A 25128-nucleotide genomic window follows, 5' to 3' on the forward strand; every position below is an offset into this window, starting at 1 on the left:
AGGCACGTCCGTTGTGGGGGGCGGAGGCACGTCCGTTGTGGGCGCCGGTGCGGAATCCGTCGTTGGTGCCGGGGCGGGTGTGGTGGGGTCAGGGGCCGGCGTCGTGGGAACAGGTGCTGGCGTGCCGGGATCTGGAAGCGGGGTGGTGGGATCCGTGGTCGGCAGCGGCTGGCCGGTGGCCGGATCCACAGGAACTGGCTGGCCCGGCGCCGGATCAACGGCGCCGGCCGGTGGGCCGGCGGGATTCGTGGTCCCGGAGCCGGCGGCAGGACCAGCTGCAGGACCGGCGGCTGGGCCTGCAGCGGCACCGCCGGCAGCCTCGGGTGCCGCGCTCGATGACGGGCGGCTGGTGGGTGAGGCGGCGACGTCCAGGCCCGGCCCGCCCGCAGCTGCGGCAGGTTTATTGACGCCGGCTTCGATGCCGGCCATCGCGGCTTCGGCAACCGGTGCGCCCGCTGCGGCACCGCCGGGACCGTTTCCGCCCGCACCGCCCGGAGCCGGAGCCGCTTCCGGGGCAGCGCCCGCCTGCGGAACAAAGATGGACGTGAGGTTACCGAGGCCAGGGCCCTCGGCGGCCGTGGCGGTGAGGACGGTGACCAGAGCTGCCGCGGCCGCAATGGCCGTCAGACGCACCGTCGGCTTTGGAGCATGGGCGCCGCCGTGTCCGTGGGCGCCGTGGCCATGGGCAGCGGCGGCCGCTCTCGCAAGCTCGCTGCCCGCCGTCGTACTCTTTCGTGACCAGCTGGCAAGACGGACGGCAACATGGCCCCCGCCCGTGGGGGCCGGCCCGGCCCCTGAAGCCAGCACGACGGCGGTGCCCGCGGCTTCCGAGGCCGCGTCCGCAGCCGGTGCCGGGGACTCAGCCTCGGCGCTTGCCAGGATTGCCGACACGGCGGCGCCCAGGCAGATGGACGACTTGGGGTCGGCGTCCACGGCGATGGGCCGGTCGAGCTGTTCCGAGATCAGCTGTGCCACGAGCGGGATGCGCGATGATCCGCCGATCAGCAGCACCGCGGAAAGGTCTTTCGGTTCCAGCTCCAGTTGGGCCAGCGACTGTTCCAGCGCCTCGACGGTATCCCGGACGGAGTCCTCGATCAGCGCCTCAAACTCCGCACGCACCAGGCGGATCTGCTGCTGGAAGCCGGGAAGGAGCACGGAAATGTTTGCCTCGCTGTCCGCGGAAAGCGCTTCCTTGGCTTCCACGCATTCGCGGCGCAGCCTGCCCAGGGCGCTCCGGACCCCGGCATCGGCGGGGTCAAGCGTGGACAGGACGTCGCCGGTGTGCGCGGCGACGTACCGGAACACCTCCGCATCGAAGTCGGCCCCGCCGAGGTTCTCGATGCCCTCGGGCCGCCCCACAAGCTCGAACCGGTTGCTCCCTGTTTTCCGCAGGACAGCGGTGTCAAAGGTCCCGCCGCCGAGGTCATACACGGCGATGGTGCTGCCCACCTCCACACGAACCTGGGAGGCGTAGTACAGCGCCGCCGCTTCCGGCTCGGGCACGAGCGTCACGTTGTCGAGGCCCTTGGCGGCCATCGCAGAAAGGATCACGGAGGTCCGGTGGGTGCCCCACGCTGCCGGGTGGGTGAGGATGACTTCCGACGGCGGTGCCCCCTCGCGTTCCGTGGCCCGGTCTGCCACCCAGCGGGCCATTGTGGCAAAAACGTCCTCGGGCGGCAGGGACAGCGTCCCCACGGAAAGTGGAACAGCGTCACCCACGCGGCGTTTAAATTCCCGCACTACCCGGCCGGGGAAATCGAGGCCGCGGCGTTCCGCCGCCTCCCCCACCAGGATGGGTCCTTCTTCCGGGTAGTACAGGACAGAGGGCACGGCGGTGCCGCGGAGTCCCAGCGGCAGGCACTCGGGGGTGGTGGTTGCTCCCTGGCTGAGTCGGGCAACGGCGGCAGCAGTGAAACTGGTCCCGACATCGATGGCGAGGACGTAGCTCATGGGGAAACCCTCAGGGAAAACTCGCATTTCGCCTGCAAGCTTCATCACTGGCGAACGTCACCAAGGTAGCATCACGGCCGCACGGCGAACACCCCCATTGCTACACCGATTGGTTATTTTCCCGCAGTTCCCGCAGGGTTTGGAAAGAAGCCCTGTTCAGAGCCCTGAGTACGAGTGGAGTCCGTTGAAGAACTGGTTCACGATGGTGAAGTTGAAGACCACGCACAGGTAGCCGACGATTGAAAGCCAGGCGGCCCGTGTTCCGGTCCAGCCGCGGGTTGCGCGGGCGTGGAGGTAGCCGGCGTAAACCACCCAGATCACAAAGGTCCAGACTTCCTTGGTGTCCCAGCCCCAGAACCGGCCCCACGCCTTTTCGGCCCAGATGGCACCGAACATCAGGGTGAAGGTCCAGCCGATGAAGGCGATCGCGTTGATCCGGTAGGAGAGGTTTTCCAGGCTCAGCGCGGAAGGGACCAGGCGCATGAAGCCCAGTTTGTCCGCGCCGCCGGCCGCCACGGTCTTCTGCCGGTGGGACTGGACCAGCTGCAGTGCGGACATGGCGAAGGTCAGGGTGAACAGCGCGGAGGACAGCACGGCGATGGAGACGTGGATGATCAGCCAGTAGCTCTGCAGCGCGGGGACCAGGTGGCCCACAGGGGTCCAGTACGCTACGGAGGCCGCCACCAGCATGATGATGCCCAGGCCCACCACAAACGTTCCGAGGAACCGCAGGTCGCGCCGGATCAGTACCAGCAGGAACACGGCGATGGCCACGAAGGCGCCGGTGGTGAGGAATTCGTACATGTTGCCCCACGGCACGCGTCCGGCACCCAGGGCGCGCGTCAGCACGCCGGCGCCGTGGATCACGGCACCCAGGACGGTCAGGGCCACAGCTACCCGGGCGGGAGCGCGGCGTTCGGCTGCGTAGCGCATGTCGCCGTCGGCAGTGATGATTCCGCCGGCTCCTGCGCCGGCTGGCCGGGCAGTGGACGACGACGGCCGTTCAGCCCGGCCCGCGGGCCCGGCAAGGTGCGACTCGCTGCGGGAACCGGCACCTGCGGCGACCGGCACCAGCGCGGCTTCTTCGGCCTGCGCCGCTTTGAGGTCGATGGCGCGCAGGGCCTTGCTGCTCTTGGCCAGGTCCCACGCGAAGGCGATGAAGGCCACCGTGTACGTGCCGGCCGCCAGGAGCATAAAGAGCTCGCTGTACTGGCCCATGGTTTCGTTGATTCCGAACGGCATTACTGGTCCTTTTCGGGCCCGGAGGGGCCGGCAGTGGTGCGTGGGGCTGAGGATACGGCAGCGCCTGTGCCATTATCGGGGCTGCTGCTGGGAGTTTGCTGTGATCCGCCGGGGCCGGACCCATGCTGGCCTTCCCCTGTATCTGCCGCGAGCTGCCATTCCTCCGAGAGCAGCTTCCGGACGGCTGCGGCTTCTGCGGCGAGCCGGTGGTCCTCGCCGCGGGCCAGGAGCCCATATTCCACCATGGTCCGGCCGTCCTCGTGCGTTCCGGTGCGGACCCAGACGCGGCGCCGGTTGACGTACAGGGACAGGATCAGGCCCGCCACCGCCAGGAGCGCAAAGATCAGGGCGTAGAGCTGGCCGGGATTGTGGTGGATGTCCACGCCGATGTAGCGCTTCACGCCGTCAAAGCTGATGGTGCCCTTGCCGTCCGGGAGCGTGTAGCTGGTTCCCGGTGCCAGGGTGATGCCGCCGGCGTCGAGGTTCCGGGCGTTCAGCGGGGTGAGGTTCCTGACGTCGATTTCGAAGACGTTCTGCGGGGCGCCGTCGTCCAGGCCCAGGTCGCCGTAATAGGAGTTCAGTGACAGCTGCGGATTGAACAGTTCGGGGTCGCCGCTGAAGGAAACCCCTTCGTTGGTGACGAAAGCGGTGGGCAGGAAGAAGCCCTGGAATCCCAGCTGGTCCGGCTTGGCGTCGGGGACCTTGATGACCACAGAGGAGTAGTAGTTGTCCCCTTGCAGCTTGGCCACCACCGGGCCCTGCATGGCCACGTTGCCCTCGCCGTCGCGGATGGTCACCACGGGTGCGTAGCCGTTGCCGGTGAGGTAGATGCTGGTGCCGCCCAGGGTGACGGGATCGTTGACCTTCAGGATTTCCTTCTTGGCCGGGGCGTCCGGGTTTTCCTTGGTGGTCACCGCTGCGGAGAAGTCGATGGGCTGGCCGAACTTGCCCTGGGATTCGCGGTCGAAGGTGATGTCGAACTTGTCCAGCTGCAGGGAGTAGGGCTGGAGCTGGCCGGACTGGAAGTTGGTGCCGGGCGTGAACTGGTCGTAGCCCACCAGGGTGTTCACGAACGTATCGCCCTCCACCAGGATGCGCTGGCCGCTGTACCCGAACAGGCCGCCGATGGCCACGGACACCAGCACCCCGATCAGCGAGGTGTGGAACACCAGGTTCCCCACCTCCTTCATGAAACCGCGCTCGGCACCCAGGGAGGGACGTTCGCCGCCGGCCTCGCGGACCTCCACGCGGTAGCCGCGCTTCCTGAGAACCCCGGCGGCACTGGTGATGGCCACCGATGCCGGGAGCCCGCCGTCGGCCGGAATCATCAGGGTGCCGTACTCGGGGAGGCGGGACAGGCGCTTGGGGGTGCGCGGCGGCTGGGAGCGCATGGCCTTGTAGTGGGCGATGGCGCGGGGCACCACACAGCCGATCAGCGAGATGAACAGCAGCAGGTAGATGGCCGAGAACCAGGCCGAGGAGTAGACGTCGTACAGCTGGAGGGTGTCCAGCAGCTTGCCGTAATCCGGGTTGTCCTTGATGTACTGGGTTACCACAGACGGGTTGGCCGGGCGCTGCGGGAACAGCGAGCCGGGAACTGCCGCGACGGCAAGGAGCAGCAGCAGGAACAGCGCGGTGCGCATGCTGGTCAGCTGGGTCCAGGCCCAGCGGAGCATACCCACGGGCCCCAGCGCCGGCAGCGCCGTATCGGCTTTGGCCTCTGCCACCTTGGCGCCGCCCGCAGGGTCGGAAGATTTCTTCTTTACGTTCACGCGCTCGCTCATCAGATCGGCAACTTCACATCGGTTTGGAACCAGTACTGCAACCCGGTGACCCAGGTGCCCCAGACGCCGCTGGCCATCAGCAGGCCCAGGAGCACCAGGATGCCGCCGCCGGTGCGCTGGATGGCCAGGCGGTGCCTGCGGAAGAAGGCCATCACGCCCATCCCCCGGCGCAGCGCCAGGGCGATCAGCAGGAACGGGATCCCCAGCCCCAGGCTGTAGACGAAGGCCAGGAAGGCGCCCTTCGCCGCGGACGAGCCGCCGGAGAGGCTCAGGAGCTGCACGGCCGAGTAGGTGGGGCCGATGCATGGCGCCCAGCCCAGTCCGAACGTCAGGCCCAGCAGCGGTGCGCCCCAGAGCCCGGCCGGGGGCTTGGCGTGGATCTTGGCGTCCCGTTGCAGCCAGCCGAAGCCGCCCATAAACACGATGCCCATGATGATCACCAGGATGCCCAGGAGCTGTGTGATCCAGGCGTTCTGCGAACCGGTAATGAGGCTGCCCAGCTGGCCGAACGCCCCGCCCAGGAGGACGAAGATCACGGAGAATCCCAGGACGAACAGGCCGATGCCGGCCAGCATCCGGCCGCGCTTCTGCTTTTCGAGGTCCACGCCGCTGAGCCCGGTGACGTAGCCCAGGTAGCCAGGCACCAGCGGCAGCACGCACGGGGAAAGGAAGGACACCAGTCCGGCCAGCAGCGCCACCGGAATGGCAAGGAGGAGCGAGCCGTTGAGGATGGCTTCGGCGAAGGGGCTGTTCACGGTTACTCGGCCACGGCGGCAGCGATGAGGGTCTTCAGGGTGCCCTTTTGGATTTCGCCCAGCACACGTGAGGCCACGCGTCCCTGCTTGTCCAGCACCAGTGTGGTGGGGACCGCTCCCGGGGGAACCAGGCCGGAGACCGCCAGGAGGACGGCGCCATCCTTGTCATCGAAGCTCGGGTAGGTCAGGTTGAAGGACTTGTCGAAAGCTTCGGCGGTGGCTTTCTCGTCCCGCAGGTTGACACCGAGGAACTGTACGCCCTGGGGCTTGAACTCCTGGTGGAGCTCTTCGAGGATGGGTGCTTCCACCCGGCACGGGGCACAGGCGGCGAACCAGAAGTTCAGCACCGTCACCTTGCCCTGCAGGTCCGCCGGCGTCACGGTGGTGCCGTTGAACAGAGTCCCGTTGACCTGGACTGCCGACTTGCGGTCCGCCGCGGCGAACTCGGTGACCGAGCCGTCGCCGGCAACATAGTTCTTGTTATCCCCCGCCCTTGCCTGCTCGGCGAGGGCATCCTGCTGGGCGCAGGCCGAAAGGCCGAGGGTGAGGGCGGTCAGGGCGAGGCCGCCGGCAGCGAGGACGCTCCGGCGGGAGGCCGTGGGGGCGGCCTGATCTTTACGGTGTGTCACTACTAGGCTCCAGGGGTGCTGGCGGCACCGGGAAGAAGGGACGCCGCGGGTTCGCTGTACGTGACGCGCAGCAGGGTGCCGTCGTCGTCGAACCTCAGGGACGTGATGGAGGTCAGGGTGCACTCGCGCTTGCGCGGATCGTGCCACAGGGGCCTGCCTTCGGCGCTGAGCCGGGTGGCCCAGATGGGGAGCTGGTGGCTCACCATGATCGCTTCTGGCCCGTCGGTGCCGAAGTCGCCGTTGGCCAGCTCGATGGCGCGCAGGCGCGCCTCCTGCACGGCAGCCATGACCCGCGCCGCCTGTTGTTTGTACGGCTCGCCCCATGAGGGACGCAGGGGATTAACCAGCCTGGGCCAGTGCTTGGGCCGGCGGAGTTCGGCCTTGGTCACCTTCATGCCCTCGAAGTAGTTCTCCGCTTCGATGATCCGCCCGTCCGTGTGGATTGGCAGGTGCAGGGCGTCCGACGTCGGACGGGCAGTTTCCTGCGCACGGTCCAGTGGGGAGGCGGCCAGGTAGGTGATGCGGGCGCCGCTTTCGGCGCGCTGCCGGAAGTGCTCGGCGAGCACGGCCGCCATCTCCTGCCCCAGCCCCGAGAGGTGGAATCCGGGCAGCCTTCCGTACAAAACGCCGTCAGGGTTGTGGACCTCGCCGTGGCGGAGCAGATGGACAGTGGCTTGGGGCATGTTTACCAGTTTCTCAAAGATGGCGTGCGATCCGAAATCTTCTACATTCAGTAGAACTGAAGTTTTTGAAGAAATGTTCCGCAGGCGGGAACAAAAGATGCAAATGCATGTTTATACTGGATGCAGCAGTTAGTTGATGCTTCAATAGATGAAGCTTCAACACCTCAGCAGACGACACCACCCTTCAAGGAGAACATCATGGCACTTCCCGCAGACGTCACCACCGGCACCTGGACCCTGGACAACTCGCACAGCGAGATCGGCTTCACCGTCCGCCACGCAGGCATCAGCAAGGTCCGCGGCCAGTTCAAGGAAGCCGAAGCAACCCTGGAACTCAGCGAGGACGTTGCCGATTCCAAGATCACCGCCACCATCAACACCGCCAGCTTCGATTCCGGCGATGCCAACCGCGACGGCCACGTCAAGGGCGAGGACTTCTTTGACGTGGAGAAGTTCCCCGAGATCTCCTTCGTTTCCAACGGCCTCGTGGCCAAGGGCAACAGCTACGAACTCACCGGCGACCTCACCATCAAGGGTGTTACCCGCCCGGTTACCCTTGAGACCGAGTTCAACGGCGTGGCCGTTGACCCGTTCGGCAACACCCGTGCCGGCGTGACCGCCGAGACCACCATCAGCCGCAAGGACTTCGGCCTCACCTGGAACGCTGTCCTCGAGACCGGCGGCGTCCTGGTCAGCGACAAGGTTGCCATCAACCTCGAACTGGCCTTCATCGCCCCCGCAGCGTAGTTCGTCAGTTCCAGACGCACCCCGGCACCGGCTTCGGCCAGTGCCGGGGTGCTGTCTTTAAGTCGTTCCTTGTCCCGCGCTGCGCACGGAACCCGGGGTTCGCTGCGCCGGGGCAGTCCCTGCGCGCCGGGCCAGGGCCTCACTGCGCACGAAGGACCTGCGGCAGGGGTGCGGAAACCCGGGGCGGGACTACAGTGAACGCCATGAGCAACTCCTCCAGCGCGCAGCCCGGCGGCCTGGCCTCTCTGTTCTCGCTGACCGGCCGGCCCGCTGAAATCAAGGTCTCCTTCTGGATCTGGTTCCTCGGCGGCATCCTCGGCCTGCTCGGTGGGCTGCTGGGAATGCTCGCCTCGCTGACCCTCTTCGCCGCCGCGCCCGGCCCGGCCCTGGGGGTCCTGCTGCTCATGCTGCTGGCCGCCGCTGTGGGCACCGCCCAGATTGTCTTTGCGCTGAGGATGAAGGACGGAAGGCAGTGGGCGCGGCTTGCCCTGACTCTACTGACGGCCGTCACGCTGCTCCTGGCTCTGGCCAACCTGGCCATGCGCGTGGGCCAGGGCGGTAACTGGGTTGCCTTCCTCATCAGCCTCGCGGCAACAGTCCTGTTGTGGCTGCCCCGGCCACAGGCGTGGTTCGCGGCTGCCGGCACCGGGAAGGGGAACAGGCCCCGCACCGCGGAGGGCAACAGCTGAGCAGGCGCCCACGCAAGAGTCCGGTCCGGCAGGAACTCCCCGCGGAACGGCGGCAGGAATACCTCCTTCGAATGATCCCGAAGCTGCCGGTCCGGGGGTACGGTGGACTTAAGCCATGCTGGGGTAGGGCGCAGGACCGACGCCCGGCAGCCCACCCGGATCCCGACATGCAGAAGGACAGCTCATGAGTAATCCTCCAGTCCCGCCTCCCGTGCCCAACGACCCCGAGCAGGGCAGCCAGCAGCCGCGCTACGGTGAGAACGCCCCGCAATACGGCCAGCAGTCCGGCCAGTCCGGCGCGCCGCAGTACGGCCAGAACGCTCCCCAGTACGGGCAGTCCGGTGCGCCGCAGTACGGCCAGAACGCTCCCCAATATGGGCAGAACCCGCCGCAGGCGCCGGCCTATGGACAGCAGCAGTTCGGGCAGCAGCCTTACGGCCAGTCCCCCTACTCCCAGTACCCGTCCGAGCAGCCGCAGGCCGCGGGCAGCAACGGCGTGCCGCAGCTGGTCAACATCTCGTTCTGGCTGCTGATCGCCTCCGCTGCGATTTTTGTGATCTCGATGCTCACCGGCCTCACCCAGCTGGACGACCCCCTGTTCCGCCAGACCTTTGAGCAGCAGGTGGAGGGCACCGGAGCCGGTGTCACGTACGAGGACATTAAGGGTGTCATCGCCGGCACCCTGGTGGTGTTCGCCATCATCGGTGCAGGGCTTTACCTGCTGGTGGCCTTCTTCGTCCGGAAGGGCAAGAACTGGGCCCGCATCCTGGGCACCGTGTTCGCCGCCCTGTCCGTCTTCAGCCTGTTCGGCATCCCGAACCTTGGAACGGTGGGCACCCTCCTGGGGATTGCCGCCATCGTCCTGCTGTACCTGCCGGCGGCCGCTCCGTACTTCCGCAAGCCGCAGCCGTTCGCCAACCCGTATGGCGGCGGCCTGGGCAACCCCTACGGCCGGTAAACCAGGGCTTCCCACACCTGCGGGCGTGGGTCCCGGAACTGCCGGAGCAATCAGGCAGTCTGACCCGGGGCCTGCGCCCGTTGTGCGTGGTAGGCCAGGATCTGCAGTTCCGTGGCCATGTCCACCTTGCGAAGGTTGACGCCCTCCGGCACTTGGAGCATCACGGGGGCGAAGCTCAGGATGCTGTGCACTCCGGCGGCCACCACACGGTCGCAGATGTCCTGCGCCACGGTGGCCGGCAGCGCCAGCACCACCATGTTTGCCCCGGTCCGGCGCAGCACGGCTTCCATGTCCGCCACGTCGCTGACCCGCAGCCAGCCCACTTCGTTGCCCACCACCATCTGGTCGGCGTCGAAAATGGCCACGACGTCGAAGCCCCGGGATTCGAAGCCGCCGTACCGTGCCAGGGCCTTGCCCAGGTTACCGGCGCCAACGATGGCCACTTTCCAGTCATGCGTGAGGCCCAGTGCCGCGGCGATGTGCCGGCTCAGGTACTGAACTTCGTAGCCCACACCGCGGGTACCGTAGGAGCCCACATGGGACAGGTCCTTGCGCAGCGTGGCGGAGCTGACGCCGGAGGCTTCGGCCAGGGACTCGGAGGAGACGCGCTCCACGCCTTCGGCGAGCAGAGTGTTCAGGGCGCGCAGGTAGAGCGTCAACCGGGCCACCGCAGCGGGCGGAATCTGTTTGGCCGGCGTGCCCGTACCGTCCGGAAGATCCGGGACAGCCTGGGGGGTTGAATCCAGCGAAGCCACCAGCCCCTCCCTCGCATCGCGTTGTGACTCCACTCTAGAGCCCTCCAGCCGAAGCCAACAAAGCAGGGAGCAACAATGGACGCGCCATCACCGGTACCGCTCCCCCTACTGGGCCATGGCCCGCTGAAGCACGCGTTCCAGCCGGGTCTCGTCGATCTTCCAGAAGTCGCGCTGCACACCGTCCACCAGCACCACCGGGATCTCCTCCGCGTAGCGCTCCCGCAGTTCGGGCTGGTTGTCCACCAACTCTTCGGTCCACTCAAGGCCCAATGCGGCAGTTACCCGGCCTACGGCGTCGCGCGCTTCCTCACAGAGGTGGCAGTCAGCTTTGGTGATCAGGACGACGCGGGGTGTGGCCATGGCTTAACCGTAGTCCCGTTCACTGTGCCCGGCGACGCCGACGCCGTCCAGCCAGTGGATTGACTAGACTCGAGTCCATGCCCGAGGAGAAGTACGTCGCCGTAGTCACCAAGCCGGTTGCTGCGCCGCAGCCCGGCGAGGCGGCGTTCTTCGACGTGGACAACACCCTCATGCGCGGTGCCAGCCTCTTCCACGTGGCCCGGAAGATGCACCAGCGCGGCGCCTTCACCCTCGCCCAGGCGGCAGGCTTCGCCTGGAAGCAATTCAAGTTTGTGGCCCGCGGCGAAAACATGGACGATGTCCATGCCGTCCGCGACTCCGCGCTCACGCTGGCGGCAGGGATCACCGTTGAGGACGTCAAGGCCCTGGGCGAAGAAGTTTACGACGAGATGATCGCCTCGCGGATCTGGCCCGGCGCCAAGGCCCTGGCCCAGCAGCACCTGCGCGTGGGCCGGCGTGTGTGGCTGGTGACCGCAACCCCCATTGAGGTGGCCACTGTGATCGCGACCCGGCTGGGACTCACCGGGGCGCTGGGCACGGTGGGGGAAGTGTCCGACGGCATGTACACCGGGCGGCTCGTGGGAGACATCCTGCATGGCTCGGCCAAGGCCGTGGCCGTCCAGGAAATCGCCGACGCCGAGGACCTGGACCTCAAACGCTGCTGGGCCTACAGCGATTCCTACAACGACATTCCCTTGCTCACCCTGGTGGGCCATCCGGTGGCCATCAACCCGGATGCCCGCCTCCGCCGCCACGCCCGCGACCACAACTGGCCCGTCTACGACTTCCGCGCCGGCCGCCGCGCAGCCACCCTCGGCCTCAAGGCAGCAACGGCCGGCGGCGCCGTCTACGGACTCTGGAAGGGCTTCGCCCGAATCCGCGGCCCGCGCGTCTAGGTAGCGCCAAGTGTCGTTGTGAGTCTCCACAACGACACATAGCGCGATCTGGTTGGGCCAGGGAACAGAAATGCCCGCAACCTTGGAAGGCGGCGGGCATTTCCACGCAGTTCGAAGTATCTCTACTTCTTGTTACGGCGCTGGTGACGGGTCTTGCGAAGCAGCTTGCGGTGCTTCTTCTTGGCCATACGCTTGCGACGCTTCTTAATAACTGAACCCACGAAAGTTCCTTACAAACTAGATGCAGTACCTGTCTGATGGAGAAGGTTCGTGGACAGAGCTACGAACTGAACAACTGACAGATTCTTACAATGACGTAAAACGTTCCTTAACAGGGTACCGCCTATCGGGGGCGGCTTCTGACCGGATTGGCTCCGACCGGCGGAAATACGGGTTTGCGACGTACCGGGCGTCAGGCGGTTTCGGTATGTCCGTCCACCACGGCACCCTTGAGGTACTGGTCCACGGCGTTTTCGGGAACCCGGTAGGAGCGGCCGAACCGCACCGCAGGCATCTCCCCCGCGTGGACAAGGCGGTAAACGGTCATTTTGGAGACGCGCATGACCTGGGCTACTTCAGCCACGGTAAGGAACTTCGCGTTGGAGAAGTTCTGTTCTGCCGACATTTCCCTATTTTCCTTTGCTGACGGATGGACAACAGTCACCCCAGGTACGTGCCAAAGCGGTGTTCCGATGCTGAGCCATCCACCAACCACCTTCTAGATACTCTAGATGTTCGTGTGGCCAATGTGAAAGTGTCCGGGGGATCATTTCACCCCGGGAATTTACCTCCTGCGCTTGCGCGCGGAGGCCGCAAGCTGGTCCAGCACAGACACGGAGACGTCCCATTCCATGCAGGCGTCGGTCACACTCTGCCCGTACACCAGCTCCGACCGGCCGGCCGCGTGCTCGGCAACATCGAGGTTCTGGGCGCCGCCCACCAGGAAGCTTTCGAGCATCACGCCGGCGATGGCCTGTGCCGACGCGCCGCCGTCCTCGAGCTGGGCGCCGATTTCCAGCGCCACTTCGGCCTGGCGGTGGTGGCTCTTGCCGCTGTTGGCGTGGCTGGCGTCCACAATGAGGCGCGGGTTCAGCTGCTTGCCGGCGAGCTTGGCGGAGGCAGCTTCGACGTCGGCTGCAGAGTAGTTGGGCCCCTTGCGGCCGCCTCGGAGGATGACATGGGTGTCCGGGTTCCCGGCCGTGGCCACCAGGGCAGCCCGGCCGTCGCCGTCGATGCCAAGGAACGCCTGGGCGGCCGCCGCGGCACCGCAGGCATCGATCGCCACCTGCAGGTCGCCGTCGGTCCCGTTCTTGAAGCCGATGGGCATGGACAGGCCGGAGGCCAGCTGGCGGTGGATCTGGCTCTCGGTGGTCCGGGCCCCGATGGCGCCCCAGGAGATCAGGTCCGCCATGTACTGCGGGCTGATGGGTTCGAGGAATTCGGTGGCGGTGGGCAGCCCCAGCGCGGTGACCTGCTGCAGGAAGTGCCGTGCCGTGCGGAGGCCGGTGACCATGTCGTGGCTGCCGTCCAGCCTGGGATCGTTGATCAGGCCCTTCCAGCCCACCGTGGTGCGGGGCTTTTCGAAGTAGGTCCGCATCACGATCAGCAGGTCTTCCTTGTGCTTCTCGGCCTGGCTGACCAGCCGGCGGGCGTATTCGAGCCCGGCCTTGGGATCGTGGATGGAGCAGGGCCCCACAATCACCAGCAGGCGGTCGTCCACGCCGTCCATGATGGCCCGGACTTCGTCGCGTCCGCGTTCGACGACGTCTGCCGCCTCGGGTGCCAGCGGCAGCTCCGCGATCAGGTCCTGGGGGGTGGGCAGCGCCGTGAATTCGCTGACGCGCAGGTTGGACGTGGACTTGGCCGCAGCTTCACTGCGGGGAGTGCCGGTGTGTGGATGGGCTGTTGTGGTGCTCATTATGGGTCCTGTTCCAGATGGGAAGCGGGCCCAGTTCAGAACCCGCCGGAGAAACGGCGAAGGGCAGAGAATCATCTCTGCCCTGTTGGCTCTGAAGGAAAGTTGGATGCGTGTCAGTTAGACGCGGGCCCCTCCAGAGCCAACGAAAAATACGCATACCAACGGTTTGTCATGCCATGAACCATAGCCGCCAACCGGCCGCACCGCAAAAGTGTTACGTCGCGTCGCGGGAGAGGCTGGCCACCAGTTCCGCGTGCTTCTGGTCCGTGAGGCGATACCAGTACATGATTCCGACGGCGGCCAGCACCAAGGCCCCGGGCAGCAGTCCGGCCGCGGCCCGGATGGCGAGGGTGGCTGCATCGGACTGCTCCGCTGTGCCCGAAACGTAGCCGCCCCAGGCCAGCGAGAACGCCACCAGGCCGCCGCCGAACCCCATGCCCAGCTTCCGTGTGGCGGCCAGGAGCGCGTAGTTGATGCCCTGGATCCGCACGCCGGTTTTCCACTCGCCGTATTCCACGGTGTCCGCAATCAGCGCCCAGGTGAGGATGCTGACCGAGGCCGATGCCAGGAGCCCCAGCACGAGGCCGGCAAGGCCGAGCAATGGCGCGTCCGCAGGCGCCACGAAGACCAGCACGCCACCCAATACCCCTAGGCACCCGCCGACGCTGTAGACGGCACGCTTGCCCCAGCGCGTCACTGGCCGAGGCAGCAGCACGGCCAGGGCAAGGGTGATGAGCACTTGGGCGCCGGCCATCACCGGGAACAGGTCCACCCGGGACAGCACGTCACGGAGGTAGTAGAACTGGGCGGCACCCGTCGCGGACGTGCCCGTAACAAAAAATATTGAGCTGAGGCACAGGACCACCAGCGGCGAATTGGCCTTCAAGGCTGCGATGCTTTGGCTGAAGGTGACCTTGGGGACGCTGCCGGCGACCTCTTCAATGCAGACGGTGCCGGTCAGGGCATACAGCCCGGAGCCAAGAACGGCGAATACCAGGGTGAGCCAGGTGAAAATCTGCTGCATGTCCTGGCCGCCTGCGAGGAGCGGTGCGATGAAGAAACCCAGCGTCGCGCCTACCGACAGCCCGCCGATGGTCCTTGCCCCGCCAAGCCGGGCGCGGTCCCTGGCATCCTGGGTCATCGCTCCCACGAGGCAGCCGTAGGGCACGTTGACCATGCTGTACGCGACGCAGACCAGGCCGTACGTGCAGTAGGCATAAAGCAGCTTGAGTGCCGGGTCCACCTCCGGAACATGGAACACCGCCACACTCAACAACAACGGAACGAAGCCGAACATCAGGAACGGCCGGAACTTTCCCCAGCGCCTGCTGTGCACGCGGTCCACGATCCGGCCGGCGGCTATGTCGGTGAAGGCATTAAATACCCGCGCCACCAGCAGCAGGGTTCCTGCCGCTGCTGCACCGATCCCCGCAACGTCGGTGTAGTAGACGAGCAGGAACATGTTCCCCGTACTGATGATCATGCTGTTGGCGGCGTCGCCGGCGCCGTAGCCGAAAACGCTGAGCTTGCTGAGTTTCTTCATTGCTTCCTTGTCGAGCGGAATGAGAAACCGTTTTCTCACTCCGCCGAAAGGAACTTACCCTAAAATCTTGCGGAGAAACAGCAGCTGCCTGATCCAGTGGTGCTCCTGGCCGCCTTCGTGGTTGTTGAACCGGTAGACCTCGATCTCCTTGGCCGCGCCGGTTCCCGATGCATCATCACTGCCGGAGCCGTAAGCGTTGAAGCTGGCGAACACGGTGGAGGCCGGGCAGATGTCGTCCGCCTGCGCCGCCGAGTACAGCGCAGGCGCGGATGCCCAGCGGGCCAGGTTGACGCCGTCGAAATAGCGCAGGACCTCAAGGATGGGCTCGTACCGGTCCCGGTGCCGGGCCAGGAAGGCCGCGATTTCCGGGTACGGGCCGCGCGGGGTGATGTCGATGGCGCGCGGGAAGTCCTGCAGGAAGGGGACGTCCGGAAGCGCCGCGATGACGCCGTCGAGCCGGCGGGCCGCCAGCCCGGCCACAGCCACCGCGATGCCGCCGCCCTGACTGACGCCCGCCAGCACCACCCGCGAGGCATCCACGTCCGGGTGGGACTGCGCGGCTTCCACAGCACGGAACGCATCCACGTAAACGCGGCGGTAGTAGTAGTCCTCGCGGCTGCTTGCTCCCCTGGTCATCAGGCCTGCATGCGCCACGTCCCCGGCGGAGGGATGGGGATCAGGCGTCTCGCCCAGGGTGCCGCCATAGCCCTGGCCGCGTGTGTCCATAATAAAGTGCGCGTAACCTGCCTGCGCCCACCGGGTCTCCTGGTTGACCAGTCCCCGGCCGCCGGAATACCCCACGTACTGGACCACCACGGGCAGTGGGGTACCGGCCTCGCGGTTGGCCGGAAGGTGCAGCCAGCCCTTGATGGGTGCGCCGCCAAATCCGGCGAACGTGACATCGAAGGTATCGATCACCGAGAGGTAGTTCTCCACCGGCTCGAAGGAGGCAGCCAGCAGATAACCCTGCGCTTCGTCGATGGTGGCGTCCCAGAATTCCCGGAAGTCCGCCGGCTGCGTCACGTCGGAGGTGTAGCCGCGGAGCTGGTGAAGCGGGAGGTCGAAGAGGGGCATCGTTGTCCGTCCGGTCGGTTGCAGGTTTCAGTAGATAGTAGTTTGTGGTGGCGCGCCGGTCACCACGGGGACCGCCTCCTTGAAGTAGCCGCTGCTGACCTGCATCTGCCGGCAAAAAGTGCGATTCTCACTGATTCAGTTTCTGACGGCGTGAACGGTGTTGGCTGCCTGGTCCAGGGGCTCGAACCGGCGCAGGCTCGCCCCGGCTCCGATGATCCGGCGGAGCTCCGGCAAACCGCCGGCCAGGGCACCGGCTGCGCGTGCCTGGATAAGGACGTTGCCCAGCGCCGTTGCTTCGACCGGCCCGGCGATCACCGGCCGCCGGGTGGCATCAGCCGTGAGCTGGCAGAGCAGTGCGTTCTGGGAGCCGCCGCCCACCACGTGCACCACATCGACAGAGTGGTCCGCGAGCCGCTCCGCATCGCGGATGGTCCGGGCGTAGCCGGCCGCGAGGCTGTCCATGATGCAGCGGGTGATGACCGCGGGATCGTTGGGCAGCATTTCTCCGGTGCGGCGGACGGCGGCCCGGACGCGGTCGGGCATGTTGTCCGGGGCGATGAAGTAGGGGTCGTCCGCGTTGATCTCCGGGCCGCCCGGTGGCAGCGCGGCGGCGGCGTCCAGCAAGGCCGTCAGCTCGGGCCGGTATCCTTCCTGCGCCCAGGTCCGCTGGCACTCGCTGAGGAGCCAAAGCCCGCCCATGTTCCGGAGGTAGCGGATGGTACCGTCCACGCCGCGTTCGTTGGTGAAGTTTGCCTCACGGCTGGCTTCGGTGAGGACGGGGTGCTTCAGTTCCAGGCCCACCAGGGACCAGGTGCCGGACGAAATGTAGGCGAAGTCCTGTTCCTGAGCGGGAACGGCGGCGACGGCGGACGCTGTGTCGTGCGAGCCGACGGCCACCACCTTCGTGTCCTGCGGCAGCCCCACCTGCGCGGCGATCTCCGGCAGCAGGGTGCCGACGGTTTCCCCCGGCTGGACCAGCGGCGGGAACAGGTCCTTGCGCAGGCCCAGGGCGGTGAAGAACTCCGTGGCCCACTTCCCCGCCACAGCATCGAACAGGCCGGTGGTGGAGGCGTTGGTCGCCTCGGTGCGGCGCTGCCCGGTCAACAGGAACGCGATCAGGTCCGGGATCAGCAGCGCCTGCAGGCCGTCCAGGTCCGGCTCGGTCTCCAGCTGGTAGATGGTGTTGAACTGCAGGAACTGCAGCCCGGTGGTCCCGTAAAGGCGCGCGGCGTCCAGTTTCCGGTGGACGGGTTCGACGGCGGCCCGGCTGCGGTCATCACGGTAACTGAACGGCTGGGCGGTCAGCTCGCCGGCGGCGTTGACCAGGCCGTAGTCCACGGCCCAGGTGTCGATGCCGATGCTGGCGACCCGTTCGCCCTGCACCGCGGCAACGGTGGCCGCCGCAGCGAGTCCCTTGAGCACCTCGGCGAAGAGTGCGTCGAAGTCCCAGCGGAGGCCGCCATCGATCTCCACCACACCATTAGGGAAGCGGTGGACCACTTCGAGCTCCACGCCGGGCTCCCCGGCAGTGCCGGCACCGGCGGCGGTTGCGGCGGGACGGACCCTGCCGAGGATGACACGGCCAGAGGAGGCGCCGATGTCGACGGCGGCGAAGGCAGTGCCGGCAGGAACGCCGGGGGTTATGGCGGCGGAATCCGCCCCGGCCGCAGCCGGAGCGGATTCGCTGTGGAGTGCCTTGCTCATCGCAGGAAGGCTGCGGCCACTCCGGCGTCCACGGGGATGTGCAGGCCGGTGGTGTGGGACAGTTCGTTGCTGGTGAGGACGGCGGCGGCGTTGGCCACGTGTTCGGGCAGGACTTCACGCTTGAGCAGGGTGCGCTGGGCGTAGTACTCGCCCAGTTTTTCCTCGTCCACGCCATATACCGCGGCGCGCTTGGCGCCCCAGCCGCCGGCGAAGATGCCCGAGCCGCGGACCACGCCGTCGGGGTTGATGCCGTTGACGCGGATGCCGTGCTCGCCCAGCTCGGCGGCGAGCAGTCGCACCTGGTGGGCCTGGTCTGCCTTGGTGGCGGAATACGCGATGTTGTTCGGGCCGGCGAACACGGAGTTCTTGGACGAGATGTAGATGATGTCCCCGCCCAGGCCCTGCGCGATCATCACCCTCGCGGCTGCCTTGGCCACCAGGAAGGAGCCCTTGGCCATCACGTTGTGTTGCAGGTCCCAGTCCTTTTCGGTGGTTTCCAGCAGCGGCTTGGAGATGGACAGGCCGGCGTTGTTGACCACCAGGTCCACCCCGCCGAACGCCAGAACAGCGGCGTCGATCGCGGCAGCAACCTGCGCTTCGTCCGTGACGTCCGCCTGGACGCCGATGGCAACATCCGGTCCGCCGAGCTCCTCGGCGACCTTTTCGGCGTTCTCGAGGTTCAGGTCGGCGATGACCACGCAGGCGCCTTCCGCGGCGAGGCGGGTGGCGATGGCCTTGCCGATGCCCGACGCGGCGCCGGTCACCAGGGCGATGCGGGTGGCGTGGGACTTGGGCTTGGGCAGCCGGGCCAGCTTGGCTTCCTCCAGCGCCCAGTATTCGATCCGGAACTTCTCGGATTCCTCGATCGGGGCATAGGTGGAGATCGCCTCGGCGCCGCGCATCACGTTGATGGCGTTGATGTAGAACTCACCGGCCACCCGGGCGGTCTGCTTGTTCGCACCATACGAGAACATGCCCACGCCGGGGACCAGGACGATGGCCGGGTCCGCGCCGCGCAGCGCAGGAGACCCGGCGTCGGCATGGCGGTCGTAGTAGGCCTGATAGTCCTCGCGGTAGGCAGTGTGGAGTTCTGTGAGCCGCGAGATCGAGTCCTCGATGGAGGCGTCGGCGGGCAGGTCCAGGATCAGCGGCTTGACCTTGGTGCGCAGGAAGTGGTCCGGGCAGGAAGTGCCCAGCGCGCCCAGGCGCGGGTGCTCAGCGGCTTCGAGGAAGTCCAGGACGACGGCGTCATCGCTGAAGTGCCCCAGCTGCGGCTTGTCCGTGGAGGCCAGGCCGCGGATCACGGGTGCCAGGGCTGCGGCCTTGGCGCGTCGCTCAGCTTCGGGCAGGGCACCGTAGCCGGGGAGCTTGGGTCCGAAGGGTTCGGCCTTGCCGTTGTCCTCGATGTATTTCCCGGCCTGTTCGATGATCCACAGCGAGTTGGCTTCCGCTTCTTCGCTTGTGGCGCCCCAGGCGGTGATGCCGTGGCCGCCCAGGATGGTGCCGATGGCCTGCGGGTTCGCTTCCTTGATCGCGGCGATGTCCAGGCCCAGCTGGAACCCGGGACGGCGCCAGGGAACCCAGAGGACCTTGTTGCCGAAGATCTTGGTGGTCAGGGCTTCGCCGTCCACGGCGGTGGCGATCGCGATGCCGGAGTCCGGGTGCAGGTGGTCCACGTGCGCTGCGTCCACCAGCCCGTGCATGGCGGTGTCGATCGAGGGGGCGGCGCCACCCTTGCCGTGCAGGCAGTAATCGAACGCAGCCACCATCTCGTCCTCGCGCTCAACACCGGGGTAGACGTTCTTCAGCGCGTTCAAACGGTCCAGGCGCAGGACCGCGAGGTTTTCCGCTTTCAGGGTCCCGAGGTCTCCGCCGGAGCCCTTGACCCAGAGCAACTGGACGTCCTCGCCCGTGACGGGGTCCTTCGCGGTGCCCTTGGCCGAGGTGTTGCCGCCGGCGAAGTTGGTGTTCCGCTTGTCCGCGCCGAGGCGGTTGGAACGCGAAATCAGTTCTTCAACAGTCGTGTTACTCATGGTTGTTTAGGCGCCCCATCCGGCTTGCTGGCCGCCCACGCGGTCCTCGTTGATCTTCTTCTGGTAACCGCTGGCCTTGAACGCGGCCATCGGGTCCGCGGGCAAACCGCGGGATTGACGCCACTCTGCCAGGACCGGGCGGACGTCGGTGTAGAACGCATCGCTGAAGATGCCGTTCGCCGCCAGGACATCTCCGGCGCGCTGAGCCTCGGCCAGTGCCGCGGTGTCCACCAGCAGGGCGCGGGCGGTCATTTCCTGCACGTTCAACACCGAGCGGATCTGGCCCGGGATCTTCTCCTCCAGGTTGTGGCACTGGTCCAGCATCAGAGCGACAGCGGAATTCCCCACAGCGTCCTTGCCGAAGCCGCCGCCGCGGATCACCTCATGCATGATGCGGAACAGCTGGTACGGATCCGCCGCACCCACAATCAGGTCGTCGTCGGCATAGAAGCGGGAGTTGAAGTCAAAGGACCCCAGCTTGCCCAGGCGCAGCAGCTGCATCACGATGAACTCGATGTTGGTGCCCGGGGCGTGGTGGCCGGTGTCCAGGCAGACGAACGCCTTCTCACCCAGCGCCAGGGTCTGGGCATAGGAGGTGCCCCAGTCCGGAACATCGGTGTGGTAAAAAGCCGGCTCGAAGAACTTGTACTCCAGCACCAGGCGCTGTTCGGCGCCGAGGGCCGCGTAAATCTCCTGCAGCGACTCCGCCAGCCGGTCCTGGCGGCCACGCATGTCGTCCTGGCCCGGGTAGTTGGTGCCGTCGGCCAGCCAGATCTTCAAGTCCCGTGACCCGGTGGCGTGCATGATCTGGATGCAGTCCAGGTGGTGGTCAACCGCACGGCGGCGGACGGACTCGTTGGACGACGTCAGCGAACCGAACTTGTATTCATCATCCTGGAACGTGTTGGAGTTGATGGTGCCCAGGCCCACGCCCAGGCCGGCCGCGTACTCCTTCAAAGCGGAGTAGTCATCCACCTTGTCCCACGGGATATGCAGCGCAACAGTAGGCGCCAGGCCCGTCAGCTCATGGACCTTGGCCGCATCCGCGATCTTCTCCTGGACAGTACGCGGAGTGCCGGGAGTGCCGAACACCTTAAACCGCGTACCCGAATTTCCATAAGCCCACGAAGGGACCTCGATGGCAAGCTCCCCGAGCCTGCCCAGCGCCGTTGCTACGTCATTCATGATGGTGGTTCTTTCCGGTGTTTTTATTGCTGTGGTTTGGTGTGGTGGTGCTGCGCGGCCCTGCTGCTGGAGCGCGCGGGTCTGCTGGTGCCGGGTCAGCCGGCGGAAGACTCCGCCGCCGCCAGCTGGCTGTCCAGGTTGAACACTTCTTCGAGGACCTGGAACCCCTCGTCGGGTGCCTGGTCCGTATTCTCGAAAAGCGTGGCCATTTCCGCCTGCCAGCGGGCGTTCACGTCGGCGAGAGCCATCCTGGCCCGGACGGCGTCGAAGTCGTCGCACTCCAGGTAGCCGATCAGGAGTCCGTCCTGGTCCAGGAACAGGGAGTAGTTGTTCCAGCCGGCGTCCTTGAGGGCGCGGAGCATCTCCGGCCACACGGCAGCGTGCCGCCGGCGGTATTCGTCCATCAGCGCCGGCTGGACCGACGAACGGAAACACACCCTCATGTGGGACTCTCCTGAACTCGCGAATCTTTGAATCGTTTCATTGTTACGATTCAAAGTACTCTTGAACGTAAGTAGGTGTCAAGCATCCGGGGACCTCTTCCTTAGCAATCCCGGGACGCACAGTCAGGCGGCCCACCAGTACGGAGAATCATGAACCGCACAGCCAGCATCAAGGACGTAGCCAACCATGCCAGCGTGGCAGTTGGCACGGTGTCGAATGTGCTGAACTACCCGGACCGCGTCTCGCAACGGACCAAGGAACGGGTGCTCCGCGCCATCGACGAGCTGGGCTTTGTCCGCAACGACGCCGCCCGCCAGCTGCGTGCCGGCCACAGCCGCACCATCGGGCTGATCGTGCTGGACGTCGGCAACCCCTTCTTCACCTCCGTGGTGCGGGCCGCCGAGGATGCCGCCGCACTCCAGGGGAGCGCCGTCCTGCTGGGCGACAGCGGCCACAACGCCGGCCGCGAGGCCAACTACATCGATCTTTTCCAGGAGCAGCGCGTCCAGGGCCTGCTCATCTCACCAGTGGGCGACGTGACCGAGCGCCTGGACCTCCTCCGCGAGCGCGGCGTGCCCACCGTCCTGGTGGACCGGCTGGCTGACGAGGAAAAGTTCAGCTCGGTATCAGTTGACGATGACGCAGGCGGTTATCTGGCTGCCCGGCACCTGCTGGACACCGGCCGCCGCCGGCTCGCGTTTGTGGGCGGCTCCACCACTATCCGCCAGGTATGGGACCGCCTGGAGGGTGCCCGGCGCGCGGTCAAGGAGGAGCCGGACGCCACCCTGGAGGTACTCGAATCCGATGGCATGACCGTCCTGGCCGGACGGAGCGTGGGCAACACGCTGGTGGAGCGGGACCGGGCGGACCTGCCGGACGGGGTCTTCTGCGCGAACGATCTCCTGGCGCTGGGGATCATGCAGTCCCTCACCATGACGCATACCTTCAGGATCCCCGAGGATATTGCCTTGATCGGCTATGACGACATCGACTTCGCCGTCTCCGCGGTGGTGCCGTTGTCCTCCATCCGGCAGCCCACCGAAGCCCTGGGGCGGACGGCCATCGAACTCCTGGCCGAGGAGGTTGAGTCCGGGCACCCGCGGCACCGTGCCGTCATCTTCACCCCGGAACTGGTGGTCCGGCAGAGTACCGGGGAGCCGGACGCCAAGTAGTGATCCGAACCTCTATTCGCCTTCCTGCAGCCACTGCATCGACTCGGCCCTGGACGTGAAGAAACGGGTGGGGCAGGGCGGAATGTGGACGCCCAGGAAGAAGTTCGCCAGGATCCGGTCCACCGGGCTGGCACCCAGGAGTGCGATCCGGTTTGCCGCGCACGGGATGGAGAACACCGACCGCGCGGCCCGGGTGACCGACTCCGTGGTGGCCATGTCCACCAGCATGGGATAGGTCCTATCCCCCGCTATGTCGTTGACGGCTGCCATGGCCGCCTTCGCATCGTGCTGTTCGATCCGGACTCTAGGTTCCCAGATCAGGTGGATCACGCCGTCGGAACGCAACTCCACAGTGCCTTTGCCGCCGTCAACCGTTACAGGCTCCATACCCTGCTCCCCTCCCTGTGCAGACCCATCCTGCAACTACTATGCATCACCGGAGCCAACACAGGCGCGGCCGTTCCAAGCGCACGCACAGCTTTTTCCCAGACTCCCCAAACCGAAGCCACAGGCCCGGACGGTATGAAGGAACCATGACACAACACGGCAAACCGGTACCGGCACTGATTGTCCTGCTCGGGATAGACGGTGCCGGCAAGTCCACGGCTGCCCGGGAAGCGGTGGAACTGCTGACGGACACGCCCGTACTGGTCCTCGGCAACTACTCCGGACGGAAAACCATCTCCGCGTTGTCGCAGCGCTTTGGGCTTCCGTTGCCTGTTCAGCTGGCGGATGTCCTTGAATCCGCAGTCCGGGTCTTCAATGTACTGCTCAACCATCTGCGGGCCGCCCGGTTCGACGGCGTGGTGATCATGGACCGGCACCTGTACTGCCAGCTGGCGCTGAGGAGAGCCCGCGGGATCCGGCGCTGCCGGGCACTGTCAGCGCTGTTGCGGCTGCTCCCAAAGGCCCAGGCAGTGGCCTACTTCGATATCACCCCGGAGCAGGCACATGAACGGATCATGCTGCGGGGCGAGGACCAGGAGGACCTCGCCGACCTGGAGAAGTTCCGGGAGGGGTACAGCGGGTTGCCGTGGTACCCGGGCTTCACGAGGATCGATGCCGGCGGCAGTACCGAGCGCAGCGCACTGCAGCTGAAGAAGATCATCGAGGACGCTGCGGCAGCCGCTGCGCCGCGGGCCCGCCTTGGCAGCACGCCCCATCCCGCTGATTCCTGATCCGGCAGCTACAGCTTCTCCACCGCGAGGTTCCGGTAGGCCGCACGGAGCGGAGCCATCTGGCGGAACCCCAAGTAGCCGCCGCCGAGCACGCTACCGGAATGGTCCTGCCATTCGAAGAGCGGCAGTCCATTGATGGAGAACGCCGCCCGCGGCCCGTCCTTCACCACTTCCAGCCGGTAGAAGTCCACGGCGTCTTCAGCGGGAGGCAGCGGATCGGCGCCCTGGGCCACCAGCTCAAATCCGGCACTTTTGCGCAGGTTGCAGGTCCGGAACGCCCGCTCGGACTGGTGCTTGTGCCGGAAATAGGAGACGTGGAGGGCATCAATGTCGCCCGAGTGGTACTGCGGATAGTGGCCTGTCCGGAGTGAGAGGGACGGAGAGAACAGGTCCTGTCCGCCATGGCCGTTGGCTGCGAAGAACAGCATGGCCAGCCCGGGTTCCTCCAACGGCAGGAACTCCCAGCTGATCCGGATCCCATCGGGAAACTCCACAGGGCACCAGACCGTCCAGTGCGCGTGGTCCCCGAACTCGCCGTCATCCAGCGAACCGGACAGCTCAAGGGCCGCCCCGTGGCGGCCCGTTTTCAGCGGGCCTTCGACCACCCAGTCCGCCACGTCCCCGGGACCGCTGAGGGCATTGCGGTAAAGCACCTCGGTCCCCGCCCGGACCTCCGCCACCTAGCCACGCCCCGCCGTCGTACCTGACAACGCGGCATCACTTTGGGCCCACAATTCACCATTCCTTGGCCCTGATGTGACCCCGCGGTGCCGGGGCCCGAAGCCCAGCGCCCCAAGCTGTGCGGCGACGTGCTCCGCCACCAAGGCGGCGCCGTGCTGCGAGAAGTGGGTGTTGTCCGTCAGTCCGGCGGGCCAGTGTGCGTGTTCGCCCGGTTCGAAGTGGCAGAAAAGGTCCTTCGAGCCCTCCGGGCCGAGCCGCAAGTAGAGCCCGCTGGTCCAGGAACTCAGGTCGATTACCGGCACTGCCAGCTCCAGACCCAGTTCGCGGACCACCTCCGGGTAGTCTTCCAGGCTTTCCTCCAAAACAGCGTCCGACGACGGCCGGTCCAGGAAGTGCCGCCGCTCCACCGGGGTGCACAGTACAGGCAGCCCGCCCAGGTCACGGACGTCGGCCACCATGGTGCGCAGGTTGGCGGCGTAGCCCGTCCGTGCCGCGAGGTGGGGCTTTTTCTGGTCGTTGTGGCCGAACTGGATCAGCACCAGGTCGCCGTCGCCCGCCTCCCCGATCAGCCGGCCCCACAGTCCCTCGTCCCGGAACGACTCCGTGCTGGCCCCGCCCTTGGCGAAGTTGTGCACGGCCGCCCAGGTGTAGGTGTGCGGGGGCAGCCGGGCTCCCCAGCCGCTCATGGGGTATTCGGCGGTGGGGCAGTTGGCGACAGTGGAGTCTCCGGCGAGGAGGATTTTCATGG

Annotated in this window: 26 protein-coding genes; 6 read left to right on the forward strand and 20 right to left on the reverse strand. The window is 66.5% G+C overall.

Features of this window, described 5'->3' with window-relative positions; all coding sequences use genetic code 11:
* From BACI348_RS16960 to BACI348_RS16985, 6 genes are all read right to left on the reverse strand, one after another.
* Window positions 1-1950, reverse strand: a 1950-nt coding sequence (locus BACI348_RS16960) for an Hsp70 family protein (protein ID WP_236557612.1), incomplete at its 3' end; no start/stop codon positions are given.
* 156 nt (window positions 1951-2106) lie between these two features.
* Window positions 2107-3192, reverse strand: a complete 1086-nt coding sequence (gene ccsB / locus BACI348_RS16965) for a c-type cytochrome biogenesis protein CcsB (RefSeq protein ID WP_159828153.1) — start codon at window positions 3190-3192, stop codon at window positions 2107-2109.
* Complete coding sequence (gene resB, locus BACI348_RS16970) at window positions 3192-4976, reverse strand: cytochrome c biogenesis protein ResB (protein WP_159828156.1); 1785 nt, start codon at window positions 4974-4976, stop codon at window positions 3192-3194. Before resB ends, ccsB begins: the two co-directional genes overlap by 1 nt.
* The gene (locus tag BACI348_RS16975) at window positions 4976-5731 is read right to left on the reverse strand and encodes a cytochrome c biogenesis CcdA family protein (RefSeq protein ID WP_159828159.1); all 756 of its coding nucleotides are present in this window, start codon (window positions 5729-5731) and stop codon (window positions 4976-4978) included. Before BACI348_RS16975 ends, resB begins: the two co-directional genes overlap by 1 nt.
* A 2-nt stretch (window positions 5732-5733) precedes the next feature.
* On the reverse strand, window positions 5734-6360 hold the full coding sequence (locus BACI348_RS16980) for a TlpA family protein disulfide reductase (protein ID WP_159828162.1): 627 nt from the start codon (window positions 6358-6360) through the stop codon (window positions 5734-5736).
* A gap of 2 nt (window positions 6361-6362) precedes the next feature.
* Complete coding sequence (locus BACI348_RS16985; protein ID WP_159828165.1) at window positions 6363-7043, reverse strand: histidine phosphatase family protein; 681 nt, start codon at window positions 7041-7043, stop codon at window positions 6363-6365.
* Window positions 7044-7241: 198 nt separating this feature from the next.
* On the opposite strand from BACI348_RS16985, the gene BACI348_RS16990 reads away from it, so the two are divergent.
* From BACI348_RS16990 to BACI348_RS17000, 3 genes are all read left to right on the forward strand, one after another.
* Window positions 7242-7790, forward strand: coding sequence for a YceI family protein (locus BACI348_RS16990; protein WP_159828168.1), 549 nt, complete (start codon window positions 7242-7244; stop codon window positions 7788-7790).
* Between the two features lie 203 nt (window positions 7791-7993).
* Window positions 7994-8479, forward strand: a complete 486-nt coding sequence (locus BACI348_RS16995) for a hypothetical protein (RefSeq protein ID WP_159828171.1) — start codon at window positions 7994-7996, stop codon at window positions 8477-8479.
* 184 nt (window positions 8480-8663) lie between these two features.
* Complete coding sequence (locus BACI348_RS17000; RefSeq protein ID WP_159828174.1) at window positions 8664-9437, forward strand: heme-copper oxidase family protein; 774 nt, start codon at window positions 8664-8666, stop codon at window positions 9435-9437.
* 50 nt (window positions 9438-9487) lie between these two features.
* On the opposite strand, the gene BACI348_RS17005 is transcribed toward BACI348_RS17000, so the two are convergent.
* Window positions 9488-10192, reverse strand: a complete 705-nt coding sequence (locus BACI348_RS17005; protein WP_159828177.1) for a redox-sensing transcriptional repressor Rex — start codon at window positions 10190-10192, stop codon at window positions 9488-9490.
* Between the two features lie 105 nt (window positions 10193-10297).
* Window positions 10298-10552, reverse strand: coding sequence for a glutaredoxin family protein (locus BACI348_RS17010; RefSeq protein WP_159828180.1), 255 nt, complete (start codon window positions 10550-10552; stop codon window positions 10298-10300).
* Window positions 10553-10629: 77 nt separating this feature from the next.
* On the opposite strand from BACI348_RS17010, the gene BACI348_RS17015 reads away from it, so the two are divergent.
* The gene (locus tag BACI348_RS17015; protein ID WP_159828182.1) at window positions 10630-11448 is read left to right on the forward strand and encodes an HAD family hydrolase; all 819 of its coding nucleotides are present in this window, start codon (window positions 10630-10632) and stop codon (window positions 11446-11448) included.
* A 122-nt stretch (window positions 11449-11570) separates the two neighbouring features.
* Here BACI348_RS17015 and BACI348_RS17020 read toward each other — a convergent pair whose 3' ends face one another.
* The 9 genes from BACI348_RS17020 to BACI348_RS17060 all read right to left on the reverse strand — a co-directional run bounded on the left by BACI348_RS17020 (window position 11571) and on the right by BACI348_RS17060 (window position 21348).
* Window positions 11571-11669, reverse strand: coding sequence for a 30S ribosomal protein bS22 (locus BACI348_RS17020; RefSeq protein WP_003792170.1), 99 nt, complete (start codon window positions 11667-11669; stop codon window positions 11571-11573).
* A gap of 191 nt (window positions 11670-11860) precedes the next feature.
* Window positions 11861-12073: a helix-turn-helix domain-containing protein gene (locus BACI348_RS17025; RefSeq protein ID WP_159828184.1), complete on the reverse strand. Its 213-nt coding sequence runs from the start codon at window positions 12071-12073 to the stop codon at window positions 11861-11863.
* Between the two features lie 159 nt (window positions 12074-12232).
* Complete coding sequence (locus tag BACI348_RS17030) at window positions 12233-13366, reverse strand: 3-deoxy-7-phosphoheptulonate synthase (protein ID WP_159828187.1); 1134 nt, start codon at window positions 13364-13366, stop codon at window positions 12233-12235.
* A 214-nt stretch (window positions 13367-13580) separates the two neighbouring features.
* Window positions 13581-14909 carry a glycoside-pentoside-hexuronide (GPH):cation symporter gene (locus BACI348_RS17035; protein WP_159828189.1) on the reverse strand — a complete coding sequence of 443 codons (1329 nt, stop codon included), beginning with the start codon at window positions 14907-14909 and terminating at the stop codon, window positions 13581-13583.
* A gap of 54 nt (window positions 14910-14963) precedes the next feature.
* Complete coding sequence (locus tag BACI348_RS17040; protein WP_159828191.1) at window positions 14964-15983, reverse strand: acetylxylan esterase; 1020 nt, start codon at window positions 15981-15983, stop codon at window positions 14964-14966.
* A gap of 135 nt (window positions 15984-16118) precedes the next feature.
* Window positions 16119-17687 carry a rhamnulokinase gene (locus BACI348_RS17045; RefSeq protein ID WP_159828193.1) on the reverse strand — a complete coding sequence of 523 codons (1569 nt, stop codon included), beginning with the start codon at window positions 17685-17687 and terminating at the stop codon, window positions 16119-16121.
* Window positions 17684-19720: a bifunctional aldolase/short-chain dehydrogenase gene (locus tag BACI348_RS17050; protein WP_159828195.1), complete on the reverse strand. Its 2037-nt coding sequence runs from the start codon at window positions 19718-19720 to the stop codon at window positions 17684-17686. The genes BACI348_RS17045 and BACI348_RS17050 overlap by 4 nt, the downstream gene beginning before the upstream one ends.
* A gap of 6 nt (window positions 19721-19726) precedes the next feature.
* The gene (rhaI, locus tag BACI348_RS17055; protein ID WP_159828198.1) at window positions 19727-20905 is read right to left on the reverse strand and encodes an L-rhamnose isomerase; all 1179 of its coding nucleotides are present in this window, start codon (window positions 20903-20905) and stop codon (window positions 19727-19729) included.
* 95 nt (window positions 20906-21000) lie between these two features.
* The gene (locus BACI348_RS17060; RefSeq protein WP_159828201.1) at window positions 21001-21348 is read right to left on the reverse strand and encodes an L-rhamnose mutarotase; all 348 of its coding nucleotides are present in this window, start codon (window positions 21346-21348) and stop codon (window positions 21001-21003) included.
* A gap of 150 nt (window positions 21349-21498) precedes the next feature.
* Here BACI348_RS17060 and BACI348_RS17065 point away from each other — a divergent pair, with 150 nt between their 5' ends.
* Window positions 21499-22521, forward strand: coding sequence for a LacI family DNA-binding transcriptional regulator (locus BACI348_RS17065; protein ID WP_159828204.1), 1023 nt, complete (start codon window positions 21499-21501; stop codon window positions 22519-22521).
* A 12-nt stretch (window positions 22522-22533) separates the two neighbouring features.
* Here the strand turns inward: BACI348_RS17065 and BACI348_RS17070 are convergent, their stop codons facing one another.
* Window positions 22534-22908, reverse strand: coding sequence for a DUF7793 family protein (locus BACI348_RS17070; protein ID WP_159828207.1), 375 nt, complete (start codon window positions 22906-22908; stop codon window positions 22534-22536).
* A 146-nt stretch (window positions 22909-23054) separates the two neighbouring features.
* Between BACI348_RS17070 and BACI348_RS17075 the strand changes: the two genes are divergently transcribed.
* Complete coding sequence (locus BACI348_RS17075) at window positions 23055-23699, forward strand: nucleoside/nucleotide kinase family protein (RefSeq protein ID WP_159828210.1); 645 nt, start codon at window positions 23055-23057, stop codon at window positions 23697-23699.
* 8 nt (window positions 23700-23707) lie between these two features.
* Here BACI348_RS17075 and BACI348_RS17080 read toward each other — a convergent pair whose 3' ends face one another.
* Together BACI348_RS17080 and BACI348_RS17085 are read right to left on the reverse strand one after the other, a co-directional pair.
* Complete coding sequence (locus BACI348_RS17080) at window positions 23708-24379, reverse strand: DUF1961 family protein (protein ID WP_159828213.1); 672 nt, start codon at window positions 24377-24379, stop codon at window positions 23708-23710.
* Window positions 24380-25126, reverse strand: a complete 747-nt coding sequence (locus BACI348_RS17085) for a rhamnogalacturonan acetylesterase (RefSeq protein WP_159828216.1) — start codon at window positions 25124-25126, stop codon at window positions 24380-24382.
* Window positions 25127-25128 lie beyond the last annotated feature (2 nt).

Origin of the sequence: Arthrobacter sp. 9AX (assembly GCF_902506095.1) — a bacterium.
Classification (GTDB): Bacteria; Actinomycetota; Actinomycetes; order Actinomycetales; family Micrococcaceae; genus Arthrobacter.

What these genes read in the sequence shown, in the direction of transcription:
- BACI348_RS17050 (WP_159828195.1), bottom strand. Translation starts at nt 19,720, where the DNA reads ATGAGTAACACGACTGTTGAAGAACTGATTTCGCGTTCCAACCGCCTC.
- BACI348_RS17010 (WP_159828180.1), bottom strand. Translation starts at nt 10,552, where the DNA reads ATGGCCACACCCCGCGTCGTCCTGATCACCAAAGCTGACTGCCACCTC.
- BACI348_RS17035 (WP_159828189.1), bottom strand. Translation starts at nt 14,909, where the DNA reads ATGAAGAAACTCAGCAAGCTCAGCGTTTTCGGCTACGGCGCCGGCGAC.
- BACI348_RS17085 (WP_159828216.1), bottom strand. Translation starts at nt 25,126, where the DNA reads ATGAAAATCCTCCTCGCCGGAGACTCCACTGTCGCCAACTGCCCCACC.
- ccsB (WP_159828153.1), bottom strand. Translation starts at nt 3,192, where the DNA reads ATGCCGTTCGGAATCAACGAAACCATGGGCCAGTACAGCGAGCTCTTT.
- BACI348_RS17000 (WP_159828174.1), top strand. Translation starts at nt 8,664, where the DNA reads ATGAGTAATCCTCCAGTCCCGCCTCCCGTGCCCAACGACCCCGAGCAG.
- BACI348_RS17045 (WP_159828193.1), bottom strand. Translation starts at nt 17,687, where the DNA reads ATGAGCAAGGCACTCCACAGCGAATCCGCTCCGGCTGCGGCCGGGGCG.
- BACI348_RS16990 (WP_159828168.1), top strand. Translation starts at nt 7,242, where the DNA reads ATGGCACTTCCCGCAGACGTCACCACCGGCACCTGGACCCTGGACAAC.
- BACI348_RS17015 (WP_159828182.1), top strand. Translation starts at nt 10,630, where the DNA reads ATGCCCGAGGAGAAGTACGTCGCCGTAGTCACCAAGCCGGTTGCTGCG.
- BACI348_RS17040 (WP_159828191.1), bottom strand. Translation starts at nt 15,983, where the DNA reads ATGCCCCTCTTCGACCTCCCGCTTCACCAGCTCCGCGGCTACACCTCC.
- BACI348_RS17060 (WP_159828201.1), bottom strand. Translation starts at nt 21,348, where the DNA reads ATGAGGGTGTGTTTCCGTTCGTCGGTCCAGCCGGCGCTGATGGACGAA.
- BACI348_RS17065 (WP_159828204.1), top strand. Translation starts at nt 21,499, where the DNA reads ATGAACCGCACAGCCAGCATCAAGGACGTAGCCAACCATGCCAGCGTG.
- BACI348_RS17075 (WP_159828210.1), top strand. Translation starts at nt 23,055, where the DNA reads ATGACACAACACGGCAAACCGGTACCGGCACTGATTGTCCTGCTCGGG.
- BACI348_RS17025 (WP_159828184.1), bottom strand. Translation starts at nt 12,073, where the DNA reads ATGTCGGCAGAACAGAACTTCTCCAACGCGAAGTTCCTTACCGTGGCT.
- BACI348_RS17070 (WP_159828207.1), bottom strand. Translation starts at nt 22,908, where the DNA reads ATGGAGCCTGTAACGGTTGACGGCGGCAAAGGCACTGTGGAGTTGCGT.
- resB (WP_159828156.1), bottom strand. Translation starts at nt 4,976, where the DNA reads ATGAGCGAGCGCGTGAACGTAAAGAAGAAATCTTCCGACCCTGCGGGC.
- BACI348_RS16985 (WP_159828165.1), bottom strand. Translation starts at nt 7,043, where the DNA reads ATGCCCCAAGCCACTGTCCATCTGCTCCGCCACGGCGAGGTCCACAAC.
- BACI348_RS17030 (WP_159828187.1), bottom strand. Translation starts at nt 13,366, where the DNA reads ATGAGCACCACAACAGCCCATCCACACACCGGCACTCCCCGCAGTGAA.
- BACI348_RS16995 (WP_159828171.1), top strand. Translation starts at nt 7,994, where the DNA reads ATGAGCAACTCCTCCAGCGCGCAGCCCGGCGGCCTGGCCTCTCTGTTC.
- rhaI (WP_159828198.1), bottom strand. Translation starts at nt 20,905, where the DNA reads ATGAATGACGTAGCAACGGCGCTGGGCAGGCTCGGGGAGCTTGCCATC.